This is a genomic window from Schwartzia succinivorans DSM 10502 (assembly GCF_900129225.1).
Classification (GTDB): domain Bacteria; phylum Bacillota; class Negativicutes; order Selenomonadales; family Selenomonadaceae; genus Schwartzia; species Schwartzia succinivorans.
In genome coordinates, this window is sequence record NZ_FQUG01000002.1 from 1 (window position 1) to 16,944 (window position 16,944).

The 16,944-nt window shown below is 48.8% G+C and carries 17 protein-coding genes and 1 other annotated feature; of the genes, 11 read left to right on the top strand and 6 right to left on the bottom strand.

Translation table 11 applies throughout. From position 1 onward, the window contains the following. The 5 genes from BUA83_RS00010 to BUA83_RS00030 all read left to right on the top strand — a co-directional run. Positions 1–175 (top strand): transposase (locus BUA83_RS00010; protein ID WP_200795947.1); only part of this gene is annotated, 175 nt, incomplete at its 5' end. A gap of 561 nt (positions 176–736) precedes the next feature. After that, positions 737–1,453 (top strand): DUF4417 domain-containing protein, encoded by a 717-nt coding sequence (locus tag BUA83_RS00015; RefSeq protein WP_072934146.1) that lies wholly within the window; start codon positions 737–739, stop codon positions 1,451–1,453. A 1-nt stretch (position 1,454) separates the two neighbouring features. Further along, on the top strand, positions 1,455–1,832 hold the full coding sequence (locus BUA83_RS00020) for a hypothetical protein (protein ID WP_072934147.1): 378 nt from the start codon (positions 1,455–1,457) through the stop codon (positions 1,830–1,832). Beyond that, a complete protein-coding gene (locus tag BUA83_RS00025) occupies positions 1,829–2,185 on the top strand; it encodes a hypothetical protein (RefSeq protein WP_144340484.1) in 357 nt (118 codons plus the stop codon). The genes BUA83_RS00020 and BUA83_RS00025 overlap by 4 nt, the downstream gene beginning before the upstream one ends. A gap of 116 nt (positions 2,186–2,301) precedes the next feature. Next, the gene (locus BUA83_RS00030) at positions 2,302–2,490 is read left to right on the top strand and encodes a CPCC family cysteine-rich protein (protein ID WP_072934657.1); all 189 of its coding nucleotides are present in this window, start codon (positions 2,302–2,304) and stop codon (positions 2,488–2,490) included. A gap of 76 nt (positions 2,491–2,566) precedes the next feature. On the opposite strand, the gene BUA83_RS00035 is transcribed toward BUA83_RS00030, so the two are convergent. Next, complete coding sequence (locus tag BUA83_RS00035; RefSeq protein WP_072934149.1) at positions 2,567–3,346, bottom strand: enoyl-CoA hydratase/isomerase family protein; 780 nt, start codon at positions 3,344–3,346, stop codon at positions 2,567–2,569. Between the two features lie 50 nt (positions 3,347–3,396). After that, positions 3,397–4,992: a carboxylesterase/lipase family protein gene (locus tag BUA83_RS00040; RefSeq protein ID WP_072934150.1), complete on the bottom strand. Its 1,596-nt coding sequence runs from the start codon at positions 4,990–4,992 to the stop codon at positions 3,397–3,399. 232 nt (positions 4,993–5,224) lie between these two features. On the opposite strand from BUA83_RS00040, the gene BUA83_RS00045 reads away from it, so the two are divergent. From BUA83_RS00045 to BUA83_RS00055, 3 genes are all read left to right on the top strand, one after another. After that, positions 5,225–6,328, top strand: a complete 1,104-nt coding sequence (locus BUA83_RS00045) for a TFIIB-type zinc ribbon-containing protein (protein WP_072934151.1) — start codon at positions 5,225–5,227, stop codon at positions 6,326–6,328. Positions 6,329–6,338: 10 nt separating this feature from the next. Then, positions 6,339–7,229, top strand: a complete 891-nt coding sequence (locus BUA83_RS00050) for a TPM domain-containing protein (protein WP_094756373.1) — start codon at positions 6,339–6,341, stop codon at positions 7,227–7,229. Positions 7,230–7,301: 72 nt separating this feature from the next. Further along, positions 7,302–9,194: a fructose-1,6-bisphosphatase gene (locus BUA83_RS00055; RefSeq protein WP_072934153.1), complete on the top strand. Its 1,893-nt coding sequence runs from the start codon at positions 7,302–7,304 to the stop codon at positions 9,192–9,194. A 100-nt stretch (positions 9,195–9,294) separates the two neighbouring features. On the opposite strand, the gene BUA83_RS00060 is transcribed toward BUA83_RS00055, so the two are convergent. From BUA83_RS00060 to BUA83_RS00075, 4 genes are read right to left on the bottom strand one after another with little or no spacing between them, the layout of a single operon-like run. Next, positions 9,295–9,837: a 2-oxoacid:acceptor oxidoreductase family protein gene (locus BUA83_RS00060; protein WP_072934154.1), complete on the bottom strand. Its 543-nt coding sequence runs from the start codon at positions 9,835–9,837 to the stop codon at positions 9,295–9,297. Between the two features lie 12 nt (positions 9,838–9,849). Beyond that, positions 9,850–10,674 (bottom strand): thiamine pyrophosphate-dependent enzyme, encoded by an 825-nt coding sequence (locus tag BUA83_RS00065; protein ID WP_072934155.1) that lies wholly within the window; start codon positions 10,672–10,674, stop codon positions 9,850–9,852. Beyond that, on the bottom strand, positions 10,671–11,822 hold the full coding sequence (locus BUA83_RS00070) for a 2-oxoacid:acceptor oxidoreductase subunit alpha (RefSeq protein ID WP_072934156.1): 1,152 nt from the start codon (positions 11,820–11,822) through the stop codon (positions 10,671–10,673). Before BUA83_RS00070 ends, BUA83_RS00065 begins: the two co-directional genes overlap by 4 nt. A 2-nt stretch (positions 11,823–11,824) precedes the next feature. Beyond that, positions 11,825–12,019: a 4Fe-4S dicluster domain-containing protein gene (locus BUA83_RS00075; RefSeq protein ID WP_072934157.1), complete on the bottom strand. Its 195-nt coding sequence runs from the start codon at positions 12,017–12,019 to the stop codon at positions 11,825–11,827. Between the two features lie 368 nt (positions 12,020–12,387). Beyond that, positions 12,388–12,637: a binding site (T-box leader), on the top strand. A gap of 40 nt (positions 12,638–12,677) precedes the next feature. Between BUA83_RS00075 and pheA the strand changes: the two genes are divergently transcribed. The 3 genes from pheA (at position 12,678) to BUA83_RS00090 (ending at position 16,943) form a co-directional block, all read left to right on the top strand. Then, on the top strand, positions 12,678–13,532 hold the full coding sequence (gene pheA / locus BUA83_RS00080) for a prephenate dehydratase (protein ID WP_072934158.1): 855 nt from the start codon (positions 12,678–12,680) through the stop codon (positions 13,530–13,532). Between the two features lie 34 nt (positions 13,533–13,566). Then, positions 13,567–14,601 carry a 3-deoxy-7-phosphoheptulonate synthase gene (gene aroF / locus BUA83_RS00085; protein ID WP_072934159.1) on the top strand — a complete coding sequence of 345 codons (1,035 nt, stop codon included), beginning with the start codon at positions 13,567–13,569 and terminating at the stop codon, positions 14,599–14,601. A gap of 950 nt (positions 14,602–15,551) precedes the next feature. Continuing rightward, complete coding sequence (locus BUA83_RS00090) at positions 15,552–16,943, top strand: flagellar hook protein FlgE (protein WP_072934160.1); 1,392 nt, start codon at positions 15,552–15,554, stop codon at positions 16,941–16,943. Position 16,944 lies beyond the last annotated feature (1 nt).

Sequence of the window (16,944 nt, forward strand, 5' to 3'; positions counted from 1 at the left end):
GTATGGAAATCGGCATTTTTGGTGTCGTGGGTATTATGTTGACACAGTTGGTAAATACGAAAACGCGATTAAAGAATATATACAGAACCAATTGCAGGATGATATTGCAAATGATCAATTAAGTTTATTTGAATCAGTGGACCCGTTTACGGGGAAGCGAGAGAAAAAAGGCTAAGAAAAAAGCCCCCGAGTAGGGGGCTGCCAGTGATAATAGTGTGATTGCCAGATTGTTTCGATGCGCCCTTTAGGGTGCTACCACAGGTAATTGGCCCTTATAGGGCCTGAGCAAACCACCCGTTTCACGGGTGGTTTTGATTTTGTGTATTTTTTAATGGAGCATCGTCGTGAAAAATATTTTATTGAACTTTCTTCAAGGGAAAATTGTCGTATCACCAAGATGAAAGTGGTTTGATGCGGCAAGAATCCATGATAAATATGGGCGCAGTCCTTGAACAGAATTCAAGGAGTTGAAATTTTTGGTGTGATATCATCGCCTTAGATGATTTGAGTACACCGTCTATCGGGGGTTTTTAGGAACAAAATATTATCGGGCCTGATTACGTATAACGACACGAGGATACACATCCAGATACAGGATGTTGCTATGGTAGCAGCGAGAATTCTTATGGGATAGCCTTTATCGCTGCGCGTAATTGCAGACAAGATGGTTCTTACTTGATAAACTTGTGCAATAAATCATCGAACAAGTGTAAAACTAACAAGGAGGCTTGATTTTATGCCAGTATATGAAAACGTTGAGTATGTCCGAATTGTTCACCCTCTGCCTAAATATGTTGATAGGGATGTTTACGGTATTCCTTTTGTGGAAATCGATTCAATAGATATTTCCAATTTGAATAATGGGAAATGGTTGATAAATCTCAATAATGCAAGTAGTAATGATAATAATGCTTGTAAGAAAATTGTGCATGGATTTTCTAATGATGAGGTTTTAATGCGTCAGTATAATAATCCATATAATTTTCTGCAAAAGATAGGCCGTTATTACGCTGTGGCAACCCTTGATTTCAGTATGGATGATACATTTACGGCGGCGCAGATTATAGATGCGACATTTAGAAACAGATGGTCAGGGGCTTTTCTGCAGGCGAATGGGAAGAAGGTAATTCCTACTGTAGGCTGGACAACCGAGGAGTATTTTGATATAACCTTCAGCGGTCTTCGAAATGGAGGTACATTCATTATATCAACGTTGGGGACACATAGCGTAAATGACGGACAGGGATTTTTGACGGGTTATCATGAGCTTAGGCGGCGCTTTCCGGATTCTAAGCTGATTTGCGTTGGCAATCCTTTTTCGGGGATGGACAGCGATGTTTGTTATATTCTATTCGATGAAAGCTTTGGTTCGTGGGACAAGTATCAGAAATATTGGCAGCCGGCAATGTTCAACTGGGATCGTTCGGTAGCAGAATTTGCGGGAGGGATGTAAAATGTCATCAAGAGGTGCCAGAACGAAAAATGGGCATGTAACGACTAAAGAGTTTAGGTGCATACGGGAAGTTGAGGGGGCAAAGGTGCTGGTTGGTACTGGTACCCAGCATGGACTGCCGGACTATTCTCACACACCTAATAGGATTTATATTAAGGAAAATCATGATGGTTCATTAAGAGAGCTTCGGGAATATGATAAAACCGGTTTTCCTATAATAGAAATAGCTTATCATGCGGAACCGCAGCTGACAGGAAACCGACACGAAAAAATACTGCATTATCATACATTTGAAGAAGACTTGTCCAGAAATAAAGCGAAGAGATTAACAGAGAATTTGCGGGAAAAATATTACAGGTATTTAAGGGGGATTGAATGATGAAAAATGGAGACTTGGAAATTTTTTTAGATACCGGTTGGTATATGGAATCTACATTATATTATGATGGTCGGGTTTATTGGTGTGAAGGGTATACTGATTTTGATACAAGAATTTCCACATTCTTTGTTAATTCGTGGAAAGCAGAGTGCCAGGATGGAAAACTTTATAGAACATATCAGGATAAAATAGGAGAGCCACAGGGATATAATGAGGATTTAGAGATTCATGGAACTGATATGGAAATGTTGAAAAAGCAGTTTTTGGAAGCACCTATTTTTGCAGGGAAAAGCTTTTGGCAAGTTGAAAAAGATTTGATTTGGGTGGATGAAGGAGAGCCGTTGATTACGTGAGAAGGGTTTGCTTATTGACATATTTATATAACTCGGCAAAAGATGCCCCTGGTTTATTAGGACAGGAATATCTATAAATGTTGGATGATAAAATAAACACAAAGGAGGTGCGGGAAATGAAGCTAGAATCGTGTCCTTGCTGTGGAGAAGCTATGGTTTCTGCGTTTGAAGAGTGTCCTGTTTGCGGATGGTGCAATGATTACGCAAATACAGCATATCCTGATGCCCGCGACCTTGAAAACAATAAGATGTCGTTGAATGAAGCTAGGGCAGCATGGAAAAAGAAACGAAAGAAAATAGCATAATCCATACAAAAAGCGCTTTGCGGACTGCAAAGCGCTTTTTGTATGCCATGGGCGTTAAGTCATTTCAAGAAGTTCGTTATTTCCCCGTAAACTTTGGCGCGCGTTTTTCGGAGAAAGCCTTTACTCCCTCGCGGAAGTCCTCTGTTCCGAGAAGTGACGAGGAGGCCAGGGATTCAAAGGTGAGGGTTTCGTCAAGTGAAGCGCTGTAGTCGTTGACAGCCTTTTTCGTCATGGAAATGGCAAGCGGCGCCGTGGCACCGATTTTGTTTGCGATTTCCATCACCTTGCCGTGAAGCTCCTCAGGCGCATAGACAGCATTTACGAGATTCAGCTTTTCTGCCTCCTGCGCGCTTACGGGACGTGCTGTGAACATCAGCTCCTTGGCTTTTGCCAGGCCGACAGTCTTTGCCAGGAAGTAGAAGCCGCCGCAGTCAGGGGAGAGACCTACATTTACGAAGCTTTGAATAAACTTTACATTGTCTGCCGCGTAGCAGAGGTCACAGGCGATTGCCAGATTGAAGCCGGCACCGGCGGCAACTCCGTTTACCATTGCAATAACAGGCTTTGTGAGGTCGTGAATCCGTTTTACAATCGCTCCGACCTTCACTATGAAACGGCGCCGCTCATCAGTAGTCTTGAGACCGTCAAGTGCACCCAGGTCTCCGCCTGCGCAGAATGCGCGCCCTGCTCCTGTGATGACGACTATGCGCACATTTTCGTCATTTTCGGCGGCATTGAGCTTTTCAATCACTCCCTCAACAAGGTCAAGACTCATGGAGTTCAGTGATTTCGGACGGTTCAGTGTGATGAGGGCGGTGTGCCCCTGGACTTCGTATAAGGTTGCTTCTTCTGACATACAGGTTTCTCCCTTCATTTTTGGAATATGACGACGGAATTAAATTGATTTCAGGTTTCGTAGATATAGCGCAGATCCTGCAGAGCCTTTGTATTCAAATCATTGTGGCACATGCAGCCCTTTGAGTTCAGCTCCATGGTCCAGCGGTTGGCGGCAGTATATTTTTTCCAGTGAGGAATGAATTCATTGTCAGGGCTGCCGGTAGCCGCAAATGCCGTCCAGGAGGCCTGAATCTGTCTTATCAGCTGCGGTGACGGGTTCGGTGCCAGTGCACAGGGAGTGTTAAAGGTATAGGGCAGGTCAATCGCGTGGCACGAACGCAGCCGTTCATCAGCGGACTGCTCACTGAAGAGATAATAGTAAACATCACCGAAGGACGATTGATATTCAGACGCAAGCTCCTGTCCGACGCGCCAATCCAGCTGATTTGCGAAGGTGGCAAAAAGCTCCTCTGTATGGGGGCGGCCGTTAAGCCACGTTTTATAAATTTCCTCCGATACCTGTGCGGCGTTTGCACTTTTTGCGGTGTATTTTTGCATGACGGGTGAAAGCTTTGGATAATCCTGATGAAGAATTTCAAAGAAGTTGTCCATATAAAGCAGCCAATACCGCCACTCGTCCGCGGTGGTACCCGTCAGGAATTTTATCCCCTTGGCTCCGCCTTTCTTTAATGCCTTGAAGGGATTGGCCGGCAGGTATTTTCCGTCGCAGGTAGGCAGATAATCTCTTACAGTTTCAGCCGCGCGGGCATTTTTGACCTTAACGTAAAGCTCTACAAGCTCTGCGGAGGTTTTTTTCATAAGACCGCTCATATTCTTTTCGCCGCTGAGCTTCAGATAGGTTTCCGCGACCTGAGCGGAGGATTCCGGTGTATTATACATGTACGAGTTTGCAGACTGAGGAATTGTTTTCTGGAAAAGTCCTTTTGCTGCAGGGAGAACAGCCAGCATCATATTTGAGATTGCACCGGCGCTTTCGCCGAAAATCGTGATGTTGTCAGGATTTCCGCCAAATTCCGCTATGTTTTCCTTCACCCATTTCAGCGCCGCGACCTGATCCTTTATACCGAGATAGCCGCTGTCTTCGTAGCTGGGGTCGATACTTGAGAAGTTCACAAACCCTAAAACATTTATTCTGTAGTTGAAGGAAACTACAACGACGTCATAGGCTGCCGCTATATTTGCTCCGTCGTAGCTGGGATCGCTGCTGCCGCCGCTCTGGAAGCCACCGCCGTGGACAAAAACCATGACAGGCTTGTTCTTCTTTCCGCCCCGTGTCCAGATATTCAGCGTCAGGCAGTCTTCGCTTTGAGGATTTTTTGAGGCAAGCTCCTGAGCGTCATCTACCTGCATAGCAGCATAGCCAAATTTTTTGGCGTCAAAGGTCTTGTCTGACGGCTTCAAAGCCTCAGGCGCACGCCAGCGCAATTTTTTTACAGGAGGCTTTGCATAGGGAATACCGAGCCATGTGCTCACACCGTTTTTGCCCTGGAAACCGTTGAAGGTGCCGTAGCGGGTTTTGACACTTAAGCTGTCTGCCGCAAAAACCTTTTCATACGGCAGAAAACCCAGGGTGCCGGCGGCAAAAAAGCCCATCGTGGCAGTCTTGATAAAATCACGGCGGTTCATTTTCGGGAAATTCGACATTATGCGTTCACTCCTTTTTGTTATTGCTTTTAATCATACTGATGCACTTGTATGGCTGTGACGGTCTTTTCACAACCTTAATCTTAAATTTCGACGTAAATATATGGATTCCTGCTATGCAAAAATTTTTTCGGGGTATATATTATAGTCATGACGTGGAATTTCTACCAAAGAAATTTTTAAGCTGAAGGGAGTTCCGGATGCTCTCTTTTGGTGTAAAGGAGATTGAAAAATGGCAGAGAAAACAGTCAGCTATAAATGTCCTAACTGCAGCGGCCCGCTGGAGTTCCAGCCGGGGAAGAAAACCGTTACCTGCGAGTACTGCGGAACGGAGCTTGAGACCGAGGTTGTAAAAAAGCTCTTTGATAAAGAGCAGGAAAGGGCTGCTCTTGCAGAGAAGGCTGAAAAGGCAAAATGGGACGCAAAGAGTGCAGGCACTGAATGGGAAAGCGGCGAGACGGATAATTTCCGTAAGTTTACATGCTCGTCCTGCGGCGCGGAGATTGTCAGTGACGAAAATACCATGGCAACAGAGTGCTGCTACTGCGGCAATCCTACGATGATTCCTTCAAGGTTTGACGGAATGCTGCGCCCGGATTACATAATCCCGTTCAAGAAGACGAAGCAGGACGCAGTCAATGCCCTGAAGGAGTTTTACAAGGGAAAGCTGCTGCTTCCGGGGGCATTCACGGAGAACAACCGCGTGGAGCATATTCAGCCGATGTATGTACCATTCTGGCTTTTGGATTCAGATGTTCGCGTAAGCGCGAATTTTTCTGCGGAGGATGATTACGTAATTGATACTCCCGATGCCGTTATAACCCATACTAAGGTCTATGATGTGGACCGCGAGGGAACAATGCAGTTCGAGAGAATTCCTCACGACGGAAGCAGAAAGATGGACGATAAATACACCGAGAGCATTGAGCCCTTCGATTATTCCGAGCTTGTGGAGTTTAACGCCGGATATCTTGCAGGTTATCTTGCGGATAAGTACGACGTGGATGCGGATGAGGCCATCAAATGCACAGAAAACCGCGTCGTGAACACGGCTGTGTCCGAGCTGCAGAATACTGTAGAGGGATATATGCGTGTGAGCTGCAAGAGCCATACATTCTTTCAGGAAAACAGCAAGGTTTCCTATGCCATGGCACCTGTGTGGATTCTCACAACGCGCTATGAGGATAAGCCCTATACCTTTATGATGAACGGGCAGACGGGAAAAATCGTTGGAGAGCTGCCCTACAGCAAGATGAAGGCAGCTGCATTTACGGCGGCATCTGTGCTTTTGACGCTGCCGGTGTTCTACTATATAGCAAAATTCGTGCTGAGCTGAGGGGGAAGGAATGATGAAATTGATAAAACGGTTTTTCGCTCTTTTCGCCCTGCTGGCTTTTTTGACTGCACCTGCAGTCTTTGGTTTTTCGGTTACTGAGGCTGCAAAAACAGCGGACTGGGGAGCTGCACCGACACAGAAAAATATGCAAAAAAATGCCGTGAGGCTTGGGGAAGAGCCTCTGGTCTATGTGGAGGACGGACTGTACCTTATCTCAAAGGCCAAGCAAGAAGAGCTTACAAAAAGGCTTGAGGCTATAAATGCCAAATACGGCGTGCATGTGGGTATCCATATTGTAAAGAATCTTCCTCCGGGAGCAAAAAATATTGAGACGGAAGCAAGGCGCTTCGTGGAAAGCGGGAGCTACAATCAGGGCGTAAACGGAAGTATGGTTCTCTATGTAACAATGGGCAGCAGAAAGTATTACGTTGCAACCGGAAACTACATGAACAAGCGTATTACAAGCGCTACGGGAATACCGTACATCTGTGACGAAATCGTTCCTGCTATGAAGGACAACGAATTTGACCGTGCCGCAGAGCTTTTTGTTGACGCGGCAGAGAAGGAGCTCCAGTACTACGAGGAGGAAGGCAAGCCCTATGACCCTGCCGACGATTTCAGCTTCCTTGCGGCTGCTCTGGCACTTGTCTGCTCGGGACTCGTGGGCTTCTGCGTATGCGGAGGACTCATAAGCCAGATGAGCAATGTTGGCTTTGCGGAGCATGCCGATGAATATCTGAACAGGGATTCCTTTGAACTGACCGCGTCAGAGGATACATACCTTTACACAACTACGACTGTTGTGCCGAAATCGAGAGGAAACGATGATGACGATGACGATTCCGGAAGCAGCAGCTCAGGAGACAGCGGCAGCAGCGGAGGCGGCGGAGGAAGCTTCTGAGGTACAGATTTTCAAAAAAGAGAAAATCTGTTAAAATGAAAGAAAATCTTTTCGCAAAGGGGAATAATCCGCATGCAGCAAAATGAGCAGCTGATACAGCAGGAAAAATATCTGCGACTGCTTTCTGAAAAATATCCGACGCCCGAGGCGGTAAGTGAGAGACTCATTCATCTTGAGGCACGGCTGACACTGCCAAAGGAGGTAGAGCATTTTCTGAGTGACCTTCACGGAGAGTATGGCACGTTTTCACATATTCTGAACAACTGCTCCGGTGTAATACGTGAAAAGGTAGCGTATGTTTTCGGTGACAGAATGGATGAGGAGGAGCAGGCTGAGTTCTGCACGCTCCTGTACTATCCGGTGGAAAAGCTGGAATCTCTTGAAAATGAAGGCCGCACTGTCCCCAAATGGTATGTTGAAACCCTTGGAAAGCTGCTGGAGCTGGCAAAGGTTATGTCCTATAAATATCCGCTGGCAAAAATTTCGGAGCTTATTCCGACTGCTTTCACGTCGGTTATTGTTGAGATGATGAACACACGGCCTGATGAAGACCCCGCGCAGTTTGCTTATCACAAAAGGCTTCTTGATTCCATAGTCGAGGTTGGCAGCGCGCCGTCCTTTATCTGTGTTTTCGCGGAGCTTATAAAACGTCTGGCTGTCGGCTGGATTCACATTGTGGGAGACTTTTTCGACAGAGGCTCAAGACCTGATGCTATCCTTGATAAAGTAATAGACTATCCGTCCCTTGATATACAGTGGGGCAATCACGATATTCTCTGGATGGGCGCAGCCTGCGGAAGCGATGCCTGTATCGCCAATGTCGTAAGAAACAACCTCAGATACAACAACACAGAGGTTCTTGAAAACGGCTACGGAATAGGGCTTCGTTCACTCACTCTCTGGGCAGCCCGTCAGTATCCTGACGAAGCTCCGATAAAGGCCGCGGAACGGGCAATATCCATTATAATGTTCAAGCTGGAGGGTAAAATCATCCGCCGTCATCCTGAGTTTTCCATGGACGAGAGGGTGCTCCTCGATGCTGTGGACTATGAAAAGGGTACGGTACGCATTGACGGAAAAGACTACGCGATGAATCAGAGGGTTTTCCCGACCATTGACCCTGAAAATCCGTTGAAGCTTTCTCAGGAGGAGGAAGATATAGTTAAGGAGCTTCGTGCATCCTTCCTTGCCAGCGAACCGCTTCGCCGCCATGTTGAGTTCCTGTACCGCAGGGGAAGCGTTTATACCTGCTGCAACGGCAACCTCCTTTTCCATGCATGCGTTCCAATGAATGAGGACGGAAGCTTTACGAAGGTGACGGTAGGCGGAGGAGACTACAGCGGAAGGGCGTATTTTGATTTTGTTGACGCGGCGGCACGGCGTGCGTGGACGGAGCGGGATAAAATCCTTTTGGATTATATGTGGTACTTCTGGTGTGGCCGTGAGTCGGTATTCTCAGGGCGCGAGTTCAAGACCTTTGAGCGCATGTTTGTAGATGACGAGAGCACCTGGGAGGAGCCTGACGATCCCTATTTCCAGTTCATCAATGATGCTGATGCCTGTGGACGTGTTCTTAAGGAGTTTGGCCTTGACCCGGAGAAGGGACATATCATCAACGGTCATGTACCTGTCAAAAAAGGCGAGAGCCCTGTAAAATCCGGGGGCAAAGCAATCGTAATCGACGGCGGCTTCTGTCATGCCTACCATAAGAAAACAGGTATTTCGGGCTTCACGCTCATATCAAACTCCCGCGGACTCAGGCTTCTCGCGCATCAGCACGTTGCGGATGTCAGAACGGCGCTTCGGGAGAACAGGGATATCGAATCAGTATCCGAGACGGTTGAGCTCCAGTCCTACAGCCTTACGGTTGCGGATACGGACAAAGGAAAGGCAATCCGTGAGGAGATGGAAGACCTGAGGGCGCTTTTGATTGCCTACAGAAGCGGAGTCATTCATCACGCATAAGTGAAAATAAAAAGGGACTGTAAAAAATGCTCTTTTCTAGCCTTCTTCTAAAGGAGAAGGCTATTTTTGCATTATTTTACAGTCCGCTATGCTTTATATTTTATGCTGCCTTTGCTACGCCCTTTGCGAGAGCAATACCCGCGGCAAGGGCTTTTTTGTTGGCATCCTCCGTTCCCTTCGGTACGCGGTCCAGTACCGCCTTTGTGAGGGATTCTACGGATACGCAGTTCGTGAGCGCGGCGACGGCGCCGAGAGCGACAATGTTTGCGAAAAGAGCCTTGCCGCAGGTTGATACAGCCGTGCGCGTAATCGGAAGGTCAACACGGTGGGCACTTACAGGGACGTTCTCTACGAAAAGGCTGTCCGTTATGATGAGGCTGTCAGGAGTGCAGTCTGCCGAATATTTGTCTGCGGCCTCCTGACTCATTACCAGAAGTGTCTCAGGGTGCATGACACGTCCGAAATGAATGGCTTCGTCGGAAATAATTACCTCGGCCTTGGAGGAGCCTCCACGGGCCTCAGGACCGTAGCTCTGGGACTGGATAGCCATTTTTCCGTCAAGGAGAGCCGCCTCGGCAAGAATAATTCCTGCAGTAATAAGGCCCTGACCGCCTGTACCGGAAAATCTGAATGTCTGCTTCATGTCAATGCCTCCTCAAAGCGCCGCCTGTGCGCGCGCGATAACCTCGTCGTATGCCTCGGTGTACTCCTTGCGGTCCGTACGCTCCGAAAGAACACCGATGGGGAATTTTCCCGCCCGCTGCTCCTCTGTCATTTTATTCCATGCAGCGAGAGGGACGCCGTGTTGACGCTGCCAGTCCATCATAAGAGCAGGAGCGCCCATTTTGTTCTGCCGTCCGAAATTCGTCGGGCAGGCGGATACAGCTTCAATAAGGCTGAAGCCTTTGTGCTCCATGCCTTTTTTTATTACATCAATGAGAAGCTGGGTGTGGTACGTCGTTGCGCGGGCCGTATATGTAGCGCCTGCGGCCTGTGCGAGGGAAGGAAGGTCAAAATCCTCCTCGATTGTCATGTAGGGAGCGGTTGTTGCCTTGCTTCCTACGGGAGTCATAGGTGAATACTGACCGCCGGTCATGCCGTATATGCTGTTGTTGAAAACAACAAGAGTCAGATCAATGTTTCTGCGTGCCGCGTGGATAAGATGATTTCCGCCGATAGCCGTGCAGTCACCGTCACCGCTGACGACGATTACGTGAAGCTTCGGGTTAGCCATCTTGAGGCCGCTGGCGATGGGCAGTGCACGTCCGTGCAGCGTGTTTGCCGTGTTGAAATCAAGATAACCTGAGGCACGGCTTGAGCAGCCGATACCCGAAATTATCGCGACATCGTCCTTGGACCAGCCCTCCTGGTCGATTGCCTGTACGATAGCACCTGTGATGATGCCGTGACCGCAGCCGGGGCACCAGAGATGCGGCAGACGTCCGGGGCGGAAATATTTTTCTACAAGCTCTTCCTTCATGCCTGCGCACCTCCTGTCATCTTTTTGATTTCTTCAAGCATCTCTTCGGGAGATGCAGATTCGTTGTCATATTTTGCATAGAGCGTGACGGGGATTTTTCCGTGAACTGCACGCTCCACCTCAAGGAAATACTGACCGCAGTTTAACTCATGAACAAGGATTCCCTTCACCTTGGATGAAAGCCCGGCAATCTCCTTTTCTGCGAAGGGCCATATTGTAACGGGACGGAAAAGACCTACCTTGATGCCCTGCTCCCGTGCCGCATCAACTGCATCGTAGGCGGTGCGGGCTGCGCCGCCGTAGGAAATAACAGCGTACTCCGCATCCTCCATGCGGTAGCTCTCCGTCATGATGATATCGTCAAGGCGGTCGGTGAGCTTGGTACGGAGTCTGTCCTGTGATGTACGCGTCGCAGAAGGAGTTCCCTTCGGGAAGCCTGTCTCGTCATGGACGAGTCCCGATACATGCCAGCGGTAACCGCTGCCGAAGGGCGCCATGGGGGGGACCTTGGTTCCGTCCACGTCCCTGTAAGCGAGATAATCCTCAGGCGCACAGGAAGGAACCTTGCGTGGGAACTTCGGAAGGTCGTCATAGCTTTCCGGAAGCTCAATGCGCTCACGCATGTGTCCTACAATCTCATCCATAAGAAGAATAACGGGGCAGCGGTATGTCTCGCTGAGTTCAACCGCACGCCGTGTGAGGTCGAAGCATTCAGGGACGCTTGTGGGGGACACGACGATAACCCAATGGTCTCCGTGAGTGCCCCAGCGTGTCTGCATTACATCACCCTGTGACGGGGATGTGGGCTGTCCTGTTGCAGGGCCTACGCGCTGAACATCCACAACAACGCAGGGAATTTCTGCGCTGCAGGCGAGTCCAAGCATCTCCTGTTTTAAAGAAAAGCCCGGGCCGCTTGTGGCGGTCATGCCCTTTACTCCCGCGAGAGACGCGCCGATGACAGCCCCCATGCCTGCCAGCTCATCCTCTGTCTGCATGAACTTTCCGCCTACCTCAGGAAGACGTTTTGCCATGCCCTCTGCTATTTCTGTGGACGGCGTAATAGGATAGCCGCCGTAAAAACGTACACCTGCGGAAATCGCGCCTTCCACAACAGCAGAATTTCCCTGCATCAAAAGTACTTTGCCCATCCTTACGCCTCCTTCTCTACAAATATTGCATAGTCCGGGCAGCGCATTTCGCACTGACCGCACTTTATACAGTCGTTTTCCTTGCCCTCCGCGATGGCGGCCTTGTTCAGCTCAGTGATGACCAGCACCTTCTTTGGACAGAAAAAAGTGCATATTCCGCATCCCTTGCACCGTTTTGTAATCAGCTTCAGACTCATGAGTCCGGCCCTCTCTTTCCACTCAACAAATACTCTATACCATATAATCTATAGTAGGATACAAACACTACTATATCACAGGAATACTTTATATGCAATCTTATTATAAAAAATATACTGATTTGTGCATAGGAATATATACAATCACATTCGATATAAGCGTAAAAACCATAATAAGTGTAAACCTACACGAATGAAATATGTATATGAGAGCATCGGGAGAGGATAGAGGGAGGTGTCTGAATTTTGATTTAGGATTGAGCTTTCTTGGGCGTTGTCATGATTTAGTACACATTAAAATTCGATTTTGTGTAAAATTTATCTTGATTTTGTAAACTGTGTATGCTATCATGAGCACATCGTACAGAGAAAAAGCGAAGAACCGGAAAAGTATCGTGCAGGGAACCGTTCAGAGAGCCGGAGCAGGTGGAAACCGGCCGGGGAGATGCGCAGGAAGTTCACCGGGGAGCTGCCCGTTCAGAGGCGTGAGTCAGCAGACGGAGCCGGAGCCTTTACCGTTAGAGGAAGGAGCCTGTCGACATATGTCCGCAGGTGAAGAGATATCCGCTTTGGCGGATGAATCAGGGTGGTACCGCGAGCAACAGCCTCGTCCTTTGACAGGACGGGGCTTTTTTTATTGAGTTGTGGAGGAAACGAAATGAAAAGGATGGGTTTTTTGGGGCCGCTTGGCACTCACAGCGAAGCAGCAGCTCTCTACCTTCGGGAAAAATTAAATGAGGAATCGGAGCTTGTCCCTTATTCGGATATTTATTCGGTGATGCAGGCCGTTGCGGTCGGAAAGCTGGACAGCTGTCTTGTTCCTATTGAAAATTCTCTTGAGGGCTCGGTGAATATTACGCTTGATACGCTGGCAAGAAGCGAGGCACTTGTTGTGAACCGCGAACTGATATGGGGTGTCCACAATCATCTCATGGCAAAATGCAGTGCTGATGAAGTGAAAAAAATTTACAGTCACTCACAGCCCATTGCCCAGTGCAGGGACTGGCTGGAAGCTAACTACCCTCAGGCGGAGCGTATAGAAGCAGCAAGCACCGCGCAGGCTGCCCGCATGGTCGCGGAGAGCAAAGCTGGGGAAGGCGCTGCCGCGATATGCACGAAGCGCGCAGGTGAGCTTTACGGCCTTCACGTCATCGCAGAAGAGATACAGGACAATGACACGAACTGCACACGCTTCTACGAGCTTTGCCGTCAGCCTTCCCATGTTCTTCCGAAGGGGGAACAGGGCCGCGCTCTTGTGATATGCGACATCGACGGCTCCCGTGCAGGAAGTCTTCTGGAAGTGCTGCAGGAATTTGCGGACAGAGGCATCAACATGACTCGTATCGAGTCGCGTCCGCGAAGGACGGAGCTGGGGCGGTATATTTTCTTTTTCGACCTGGAGGTAGAAGGAGATAATCACGACCGTCTGCAGGAATCAATCGGGGCAGTAAGAAAACGCAGTCTGTGGTTGCATGATTTGGGAGAATTTCCCATCATGTACGCTTTGAAATAGTTAAAAATACTACATTATAAAGGAGACGAAAAATATGGTCATCATCATGAATCCGGACGCAACCGCGTCAGACATCAAGGGAGTTATCGAGGTTATTCAGAACGCAGGCCTTACCGCGAAGGTCATGGAGGGCGCGCAGCAGCAGATTGTCGGCGTTATCGGTGATAAAACGAAGCTGGGTTCTGTAGCCATTGACGCATTGCCGGGAGTAGAGCAGAGCGTTTCCATTTCCAAAAGCTACAAGCTGGTCAGCCGCGAATTTCATCCTCAGTCCAGCGTCATTGACGTGGATGGCGTCAGCATCGGCGGAGACGAGTTCGTCGTTATGGCAGGGCCATGTGCCGTTGAATCCAGAGAACAGCTTTTTGAGGCCGCGGAAATCGCGAAAAAGGGCGGAGCACAGTTCCTTCGCGGCGGCGCCTACAAACCGCGCACATCCCCGTACTCCTTCCAGGGCCTTGAGGAAGAGGGCCTGAAATATCTCGCAGAGGCAAAGGAGCGTACAGGCCTCCGCATCGTTACCGAGGTAACTGAGGTCGAGGCTGTAGAGGTCGTCGCGGAGTATGCAGACCTGCTGCAGATTGGCGCGCGAAATATGCAGAACTTCCGTCTTTTGAAGGAGGTCGGACGCTGCAACAAGCCTGTCCTTCTGAAGCGCGGTCTTGCTGCAACACTTAACGAGTGGCTGAACGCTGCAGAATATATTTTAAATGAAGGAAACCCGAATGTTATTTTCTGTGAGCGTGGAATCAGAAGCTACGAAACCTACACGAGAAATACTCTCGACCTCAGCGCCGTCGCGGCAGTAAAGCATCTTTCACATCTGCCGATTATCGTTGACCCGAGCCACGGAACAGGAAAATGGCGTCTTGTGAAGCCTATGGCACTGGCTGCCGTAGCAACAGGAGCGGACGGAATCATAATGGAGATGCACCCGAATCCGGCAAAGGCTCTTTCCGACGGACCTCAGTCCCTGACTCCGGATAACTACTACGACCTCATGAAGGACGTTACGAAGCTTGCGAAGTTCATGAAGGCCGAAAATATCCAGTGCGTAGACCTTTCTTGAGATAATATTGTGTGTTGTTATGCGGAGGAAATGGAAAATTTCCTCCGCTTTTTTGCGACGGGGCGTCGCCCCTTCGCGCATCCCCACCGCAGGAACTACGTTCCCGCTAAGTTGACATGCCCCCGGCATGTCAACACCCTTTTTAAACGCTTCGCTTTTTTCCTTTTCCCGCGGCGTGGCTTATTCACTCCCTCCGTCACGCTACGCGTGCCAAGCCAATATGCCACAGGCATGTTGACACCTCAAAGAGGGAGGCTATATTGCACGTCGCCCGCGAATTTACTGTCGTGGCAGGGCCAGTTAGTGGCAAGCTCTATGTAGAGATAAATGCTATTGATATGCAATATACTTCTATGTAAAAAATTAGTACTAATCAGCTTCAGTAATACAGTTACGACGCGGGAGACGATACACGCTCCCTCCGTTACGCTACGCGCTAAGCCAACATGCCACAGGCATGTTGACACCTCATGGAGAACACTCCCTCCGTCACGCTTTCAGCGTGCCACCTCCCTCCATGAGGGAGGCAGTTAAAAGCCCCCATCTTGGAGGGGGGTGCCCTGAAAGGGCGGGGGGAGCAAGCACTAATCAGCTTTGCAAATACCGTTCTTTTCACATCTCTGTTTTTGCTGATCACGTAGTACATTTCTCCTCTTTTTTCATCTTATATTCATTAAACATAGTCTAAAAGGCACAAAAAATGCGTAATTATGCAAGTATGATTGTATAAGGACTTAAGAAAATAAAAAATTACTCCGATAATTAGAGTGAAAAAGTTAAAAAGCCTCTGCAAAAGCAGACACGGACAAAAACGATTTTCATGCCGAGCACGGATAAGCACAATACGGCAGATGACAGGGAACGTCAATCATGAGTCGTCCAGTCCTGAAGGCAGACGCAAATACAGAACACGGCGGAACGAACGCCGTACAAAGGAGAAGTGATTTATCATGATGCGTTCCCTTTTCTCCGGTGTATCCGGACTCAAAAACCACCAGACACGAATGGATGTCATTGGTAACAACATTTCAAACGTCAACACGACGGGCTTTAAGTCTGCCCGCGCAACCTTTACGGATATGCTGAGCCAGACACTTAGCGGCGCTGCGGCACCGCAGGACAATGTCGGTGGTGTTAACCCGAAGCAGATTGGTCTTGGTTCCAGCGTTGGCGCAATTCAGACCATATTTACAAATGGCTCGGTACAGTCCACAGGAAAGAATACAGACCTTTGCCTTTCCAGTGAAAATGCCCTGTTCATTTTAAACACGACGACAGGCACGGCATATACAAGGAACGGCGCATTTGAGTTTGATGCAGACGGCAACTATGTCCAGACGGGTAACGGCTACTTCGTACAGGGCTGGATGGGACAGAACGGTGTCATTGATACCGGTGCTGCAGTCACGAATATTACTATTCCATCAGGTAAGACTATGCCTCCGGCGGCATCCGCAACAGCAACATATTCCAATAACCTTAATTCGGAGGTTCCGCTGATTACGACTGTTACAGGAGGAAGTCCTGCCGGCACTGCAACGGTAGATAATCCGGTCACTGTGAAACTCAGTGACGGAAGCTCCGTGACAATGACCAGCGGCAAATATGAAGTAGATCAAAGTCTGCCGCTTGTAACGACGCTGACGGTTTATGATACGCTTGGAAGTAAGCATGATATTTCAATTTATTACAAAATGACAAAAAGAGACAGCACCGATGGAAACCAATGGCAGGTTGCCGTAACGACAGACGGATCGGACACGACAACAATAACAGAGGATGATGGTTCCACTACAACCGTTAAAATGACTCCGACAACTCTGCAGTTTGATACTGATGGTAAAGCGACAGGCGCTACCGGAACAACTACACTTATGCTTACAAATGGTTCAAGAGGTACACAGACACTTGCTCTGGATATGTCGGCGCTTACACAGTATGCCTCCAGCAATACTATTGCCGGGGTTGCAGACGGCAATGCGGCAGGTACTCTGTCCAGTATCTCCATTGATAATTCAGGTGCAATCACCGGTACATACACCAACGGCAAGAAGCAGGTAGAGGCACAGGTTGCTCTGCAGCGCTTCACTAACCCTGCAGGTCTTACGAAGATTGGCGACAGCCTCTATGAGGACTCCAACAACGCAGGTAAATCCGGCGAGCCGAATACGGCTGCTGCTATCGGCGCTAAGATTACCCCGGCAGCTCTTGAGATGTCCAACGTCGATGTTGCTGACCAGTTCACGGATATGATTGTCACACAGCGTGGATTCCAGTCCAACTCCAAGATTATCACGGTTTCCGATGAAATGCTGGAAACTCTTATCAATATGAAACGGTAAG

Bases quoted from the DNA above. Each gene is read 5' to 3' on its own strand.
- BUA83_RS00015 (WP_072934146.1), top strand. From the start codon at position 737: ATGCCAGTATATGAAAACGTTGAGTATGTCCGAATTGTTCACCCTCTG.
- BUA83_RS00020 (WP_072934147.1), top strand. From the start codon at position 1,455: ATGTCATCAAGAGGTGCCAGAACGAAAAATGGGCATGTAACGACTAAA.
- BUA83_RS00025 (WP_144340484.1), top strand. From the start codon at position 1,829: ATGATGAAAAATGGAGACTTGGAAATTTTTTTAGATACCGGTTGGTAT.
- BUA83_RS00030 (WP_072934657.1), top strand. From the start codon at position 2,302: ATGAAGCTAGAATCGTGTCCTTGCTGTGGAGAAGCTATGGTTTCTGCG.
- BUA83_RS00035 (WP_072934149.1), bottom strand. From the start codon at position 3,346: ATGTCAGAAGAAGCAACCTTATACGAAGTCCAGGGGCACACCGCCCTC.
- BUA83_RS00040 (WP_072934150.1), bottom strand. From the start codon at position 4,992: ATGTCGAATTTCCCGAAAATGAACCGCCGTGATTTTATCAAGACTGCC.
- BUA83_RS00045 (WP_072934151.1), top strand. From the start codon at position 5,225: ATGGCAGAGAAAACAGTCAGCTATAAATGTCCTAACTGCAGCGGCCCG.
- BUA83_RS00050 (WP_094756373.1), top strand. From the start codon at position 6,339: ATGATGAAATTGATAAAACGGTTTTTCGCTCTTTTCGCCCTGCTGGCT.
- BUA83_RS00055 (WP_072934153.1), top strand. From the start codon at position 7,302: ATGCAGCAAAATGAGCAGCTGATACAGCAGGAAAAATATCTGCGACTG.
- BUA83_RS00060 (WP_072934154.1), bottom strand. From the start codon at position 9,837: ATGAAGCAGACATTCAGATTTTCCGGTACAGGCGGTCAGGGCCTTATT.
- BUA83_RS00065 (WP_072934155.1), bottom strand. From the start codon at position 10,674: ATGAAGGAAGAGCTTGTAGAAAAATATTTCCGCCCCGGACGTCTGCCG.
- BUA83_RS00070 (WP_072934156.1), bottom strand. From the start codon at position 11,822: ATGGGCAAAGTACTTTTGATGCAGGGAAATTCTGCTGTTGTGGAAGGC.
- BUA83_RS00075 (WP_072934157.1), bottom strand. From the start codon at position 12,019: ATGAGTCTGAAGCTGATTACAAAACGGTGCAAGGGATGCGGAATATGC.
- pheA (WP_072934158.1), top strand. From the start codon at position 12,678: ATGAAAAGGATGGGTTTTTTGGGGCCGCTTGGCACTCACAGCGAAGCA.
- aroF (WP_072934159.1), top strand. From the start codon at position 13,567: ATGGTCATCATCATGAATCCGGACGCAACCGCGTCAGACATCAAGGGA.
- BUA83_RS00090 (WP_072934160.1), top strand. From the start codon at position 15,552: ATGATGCGTTCCCTTTTCTCCGGTGTATCCGGACTCAAAAACCACCAG.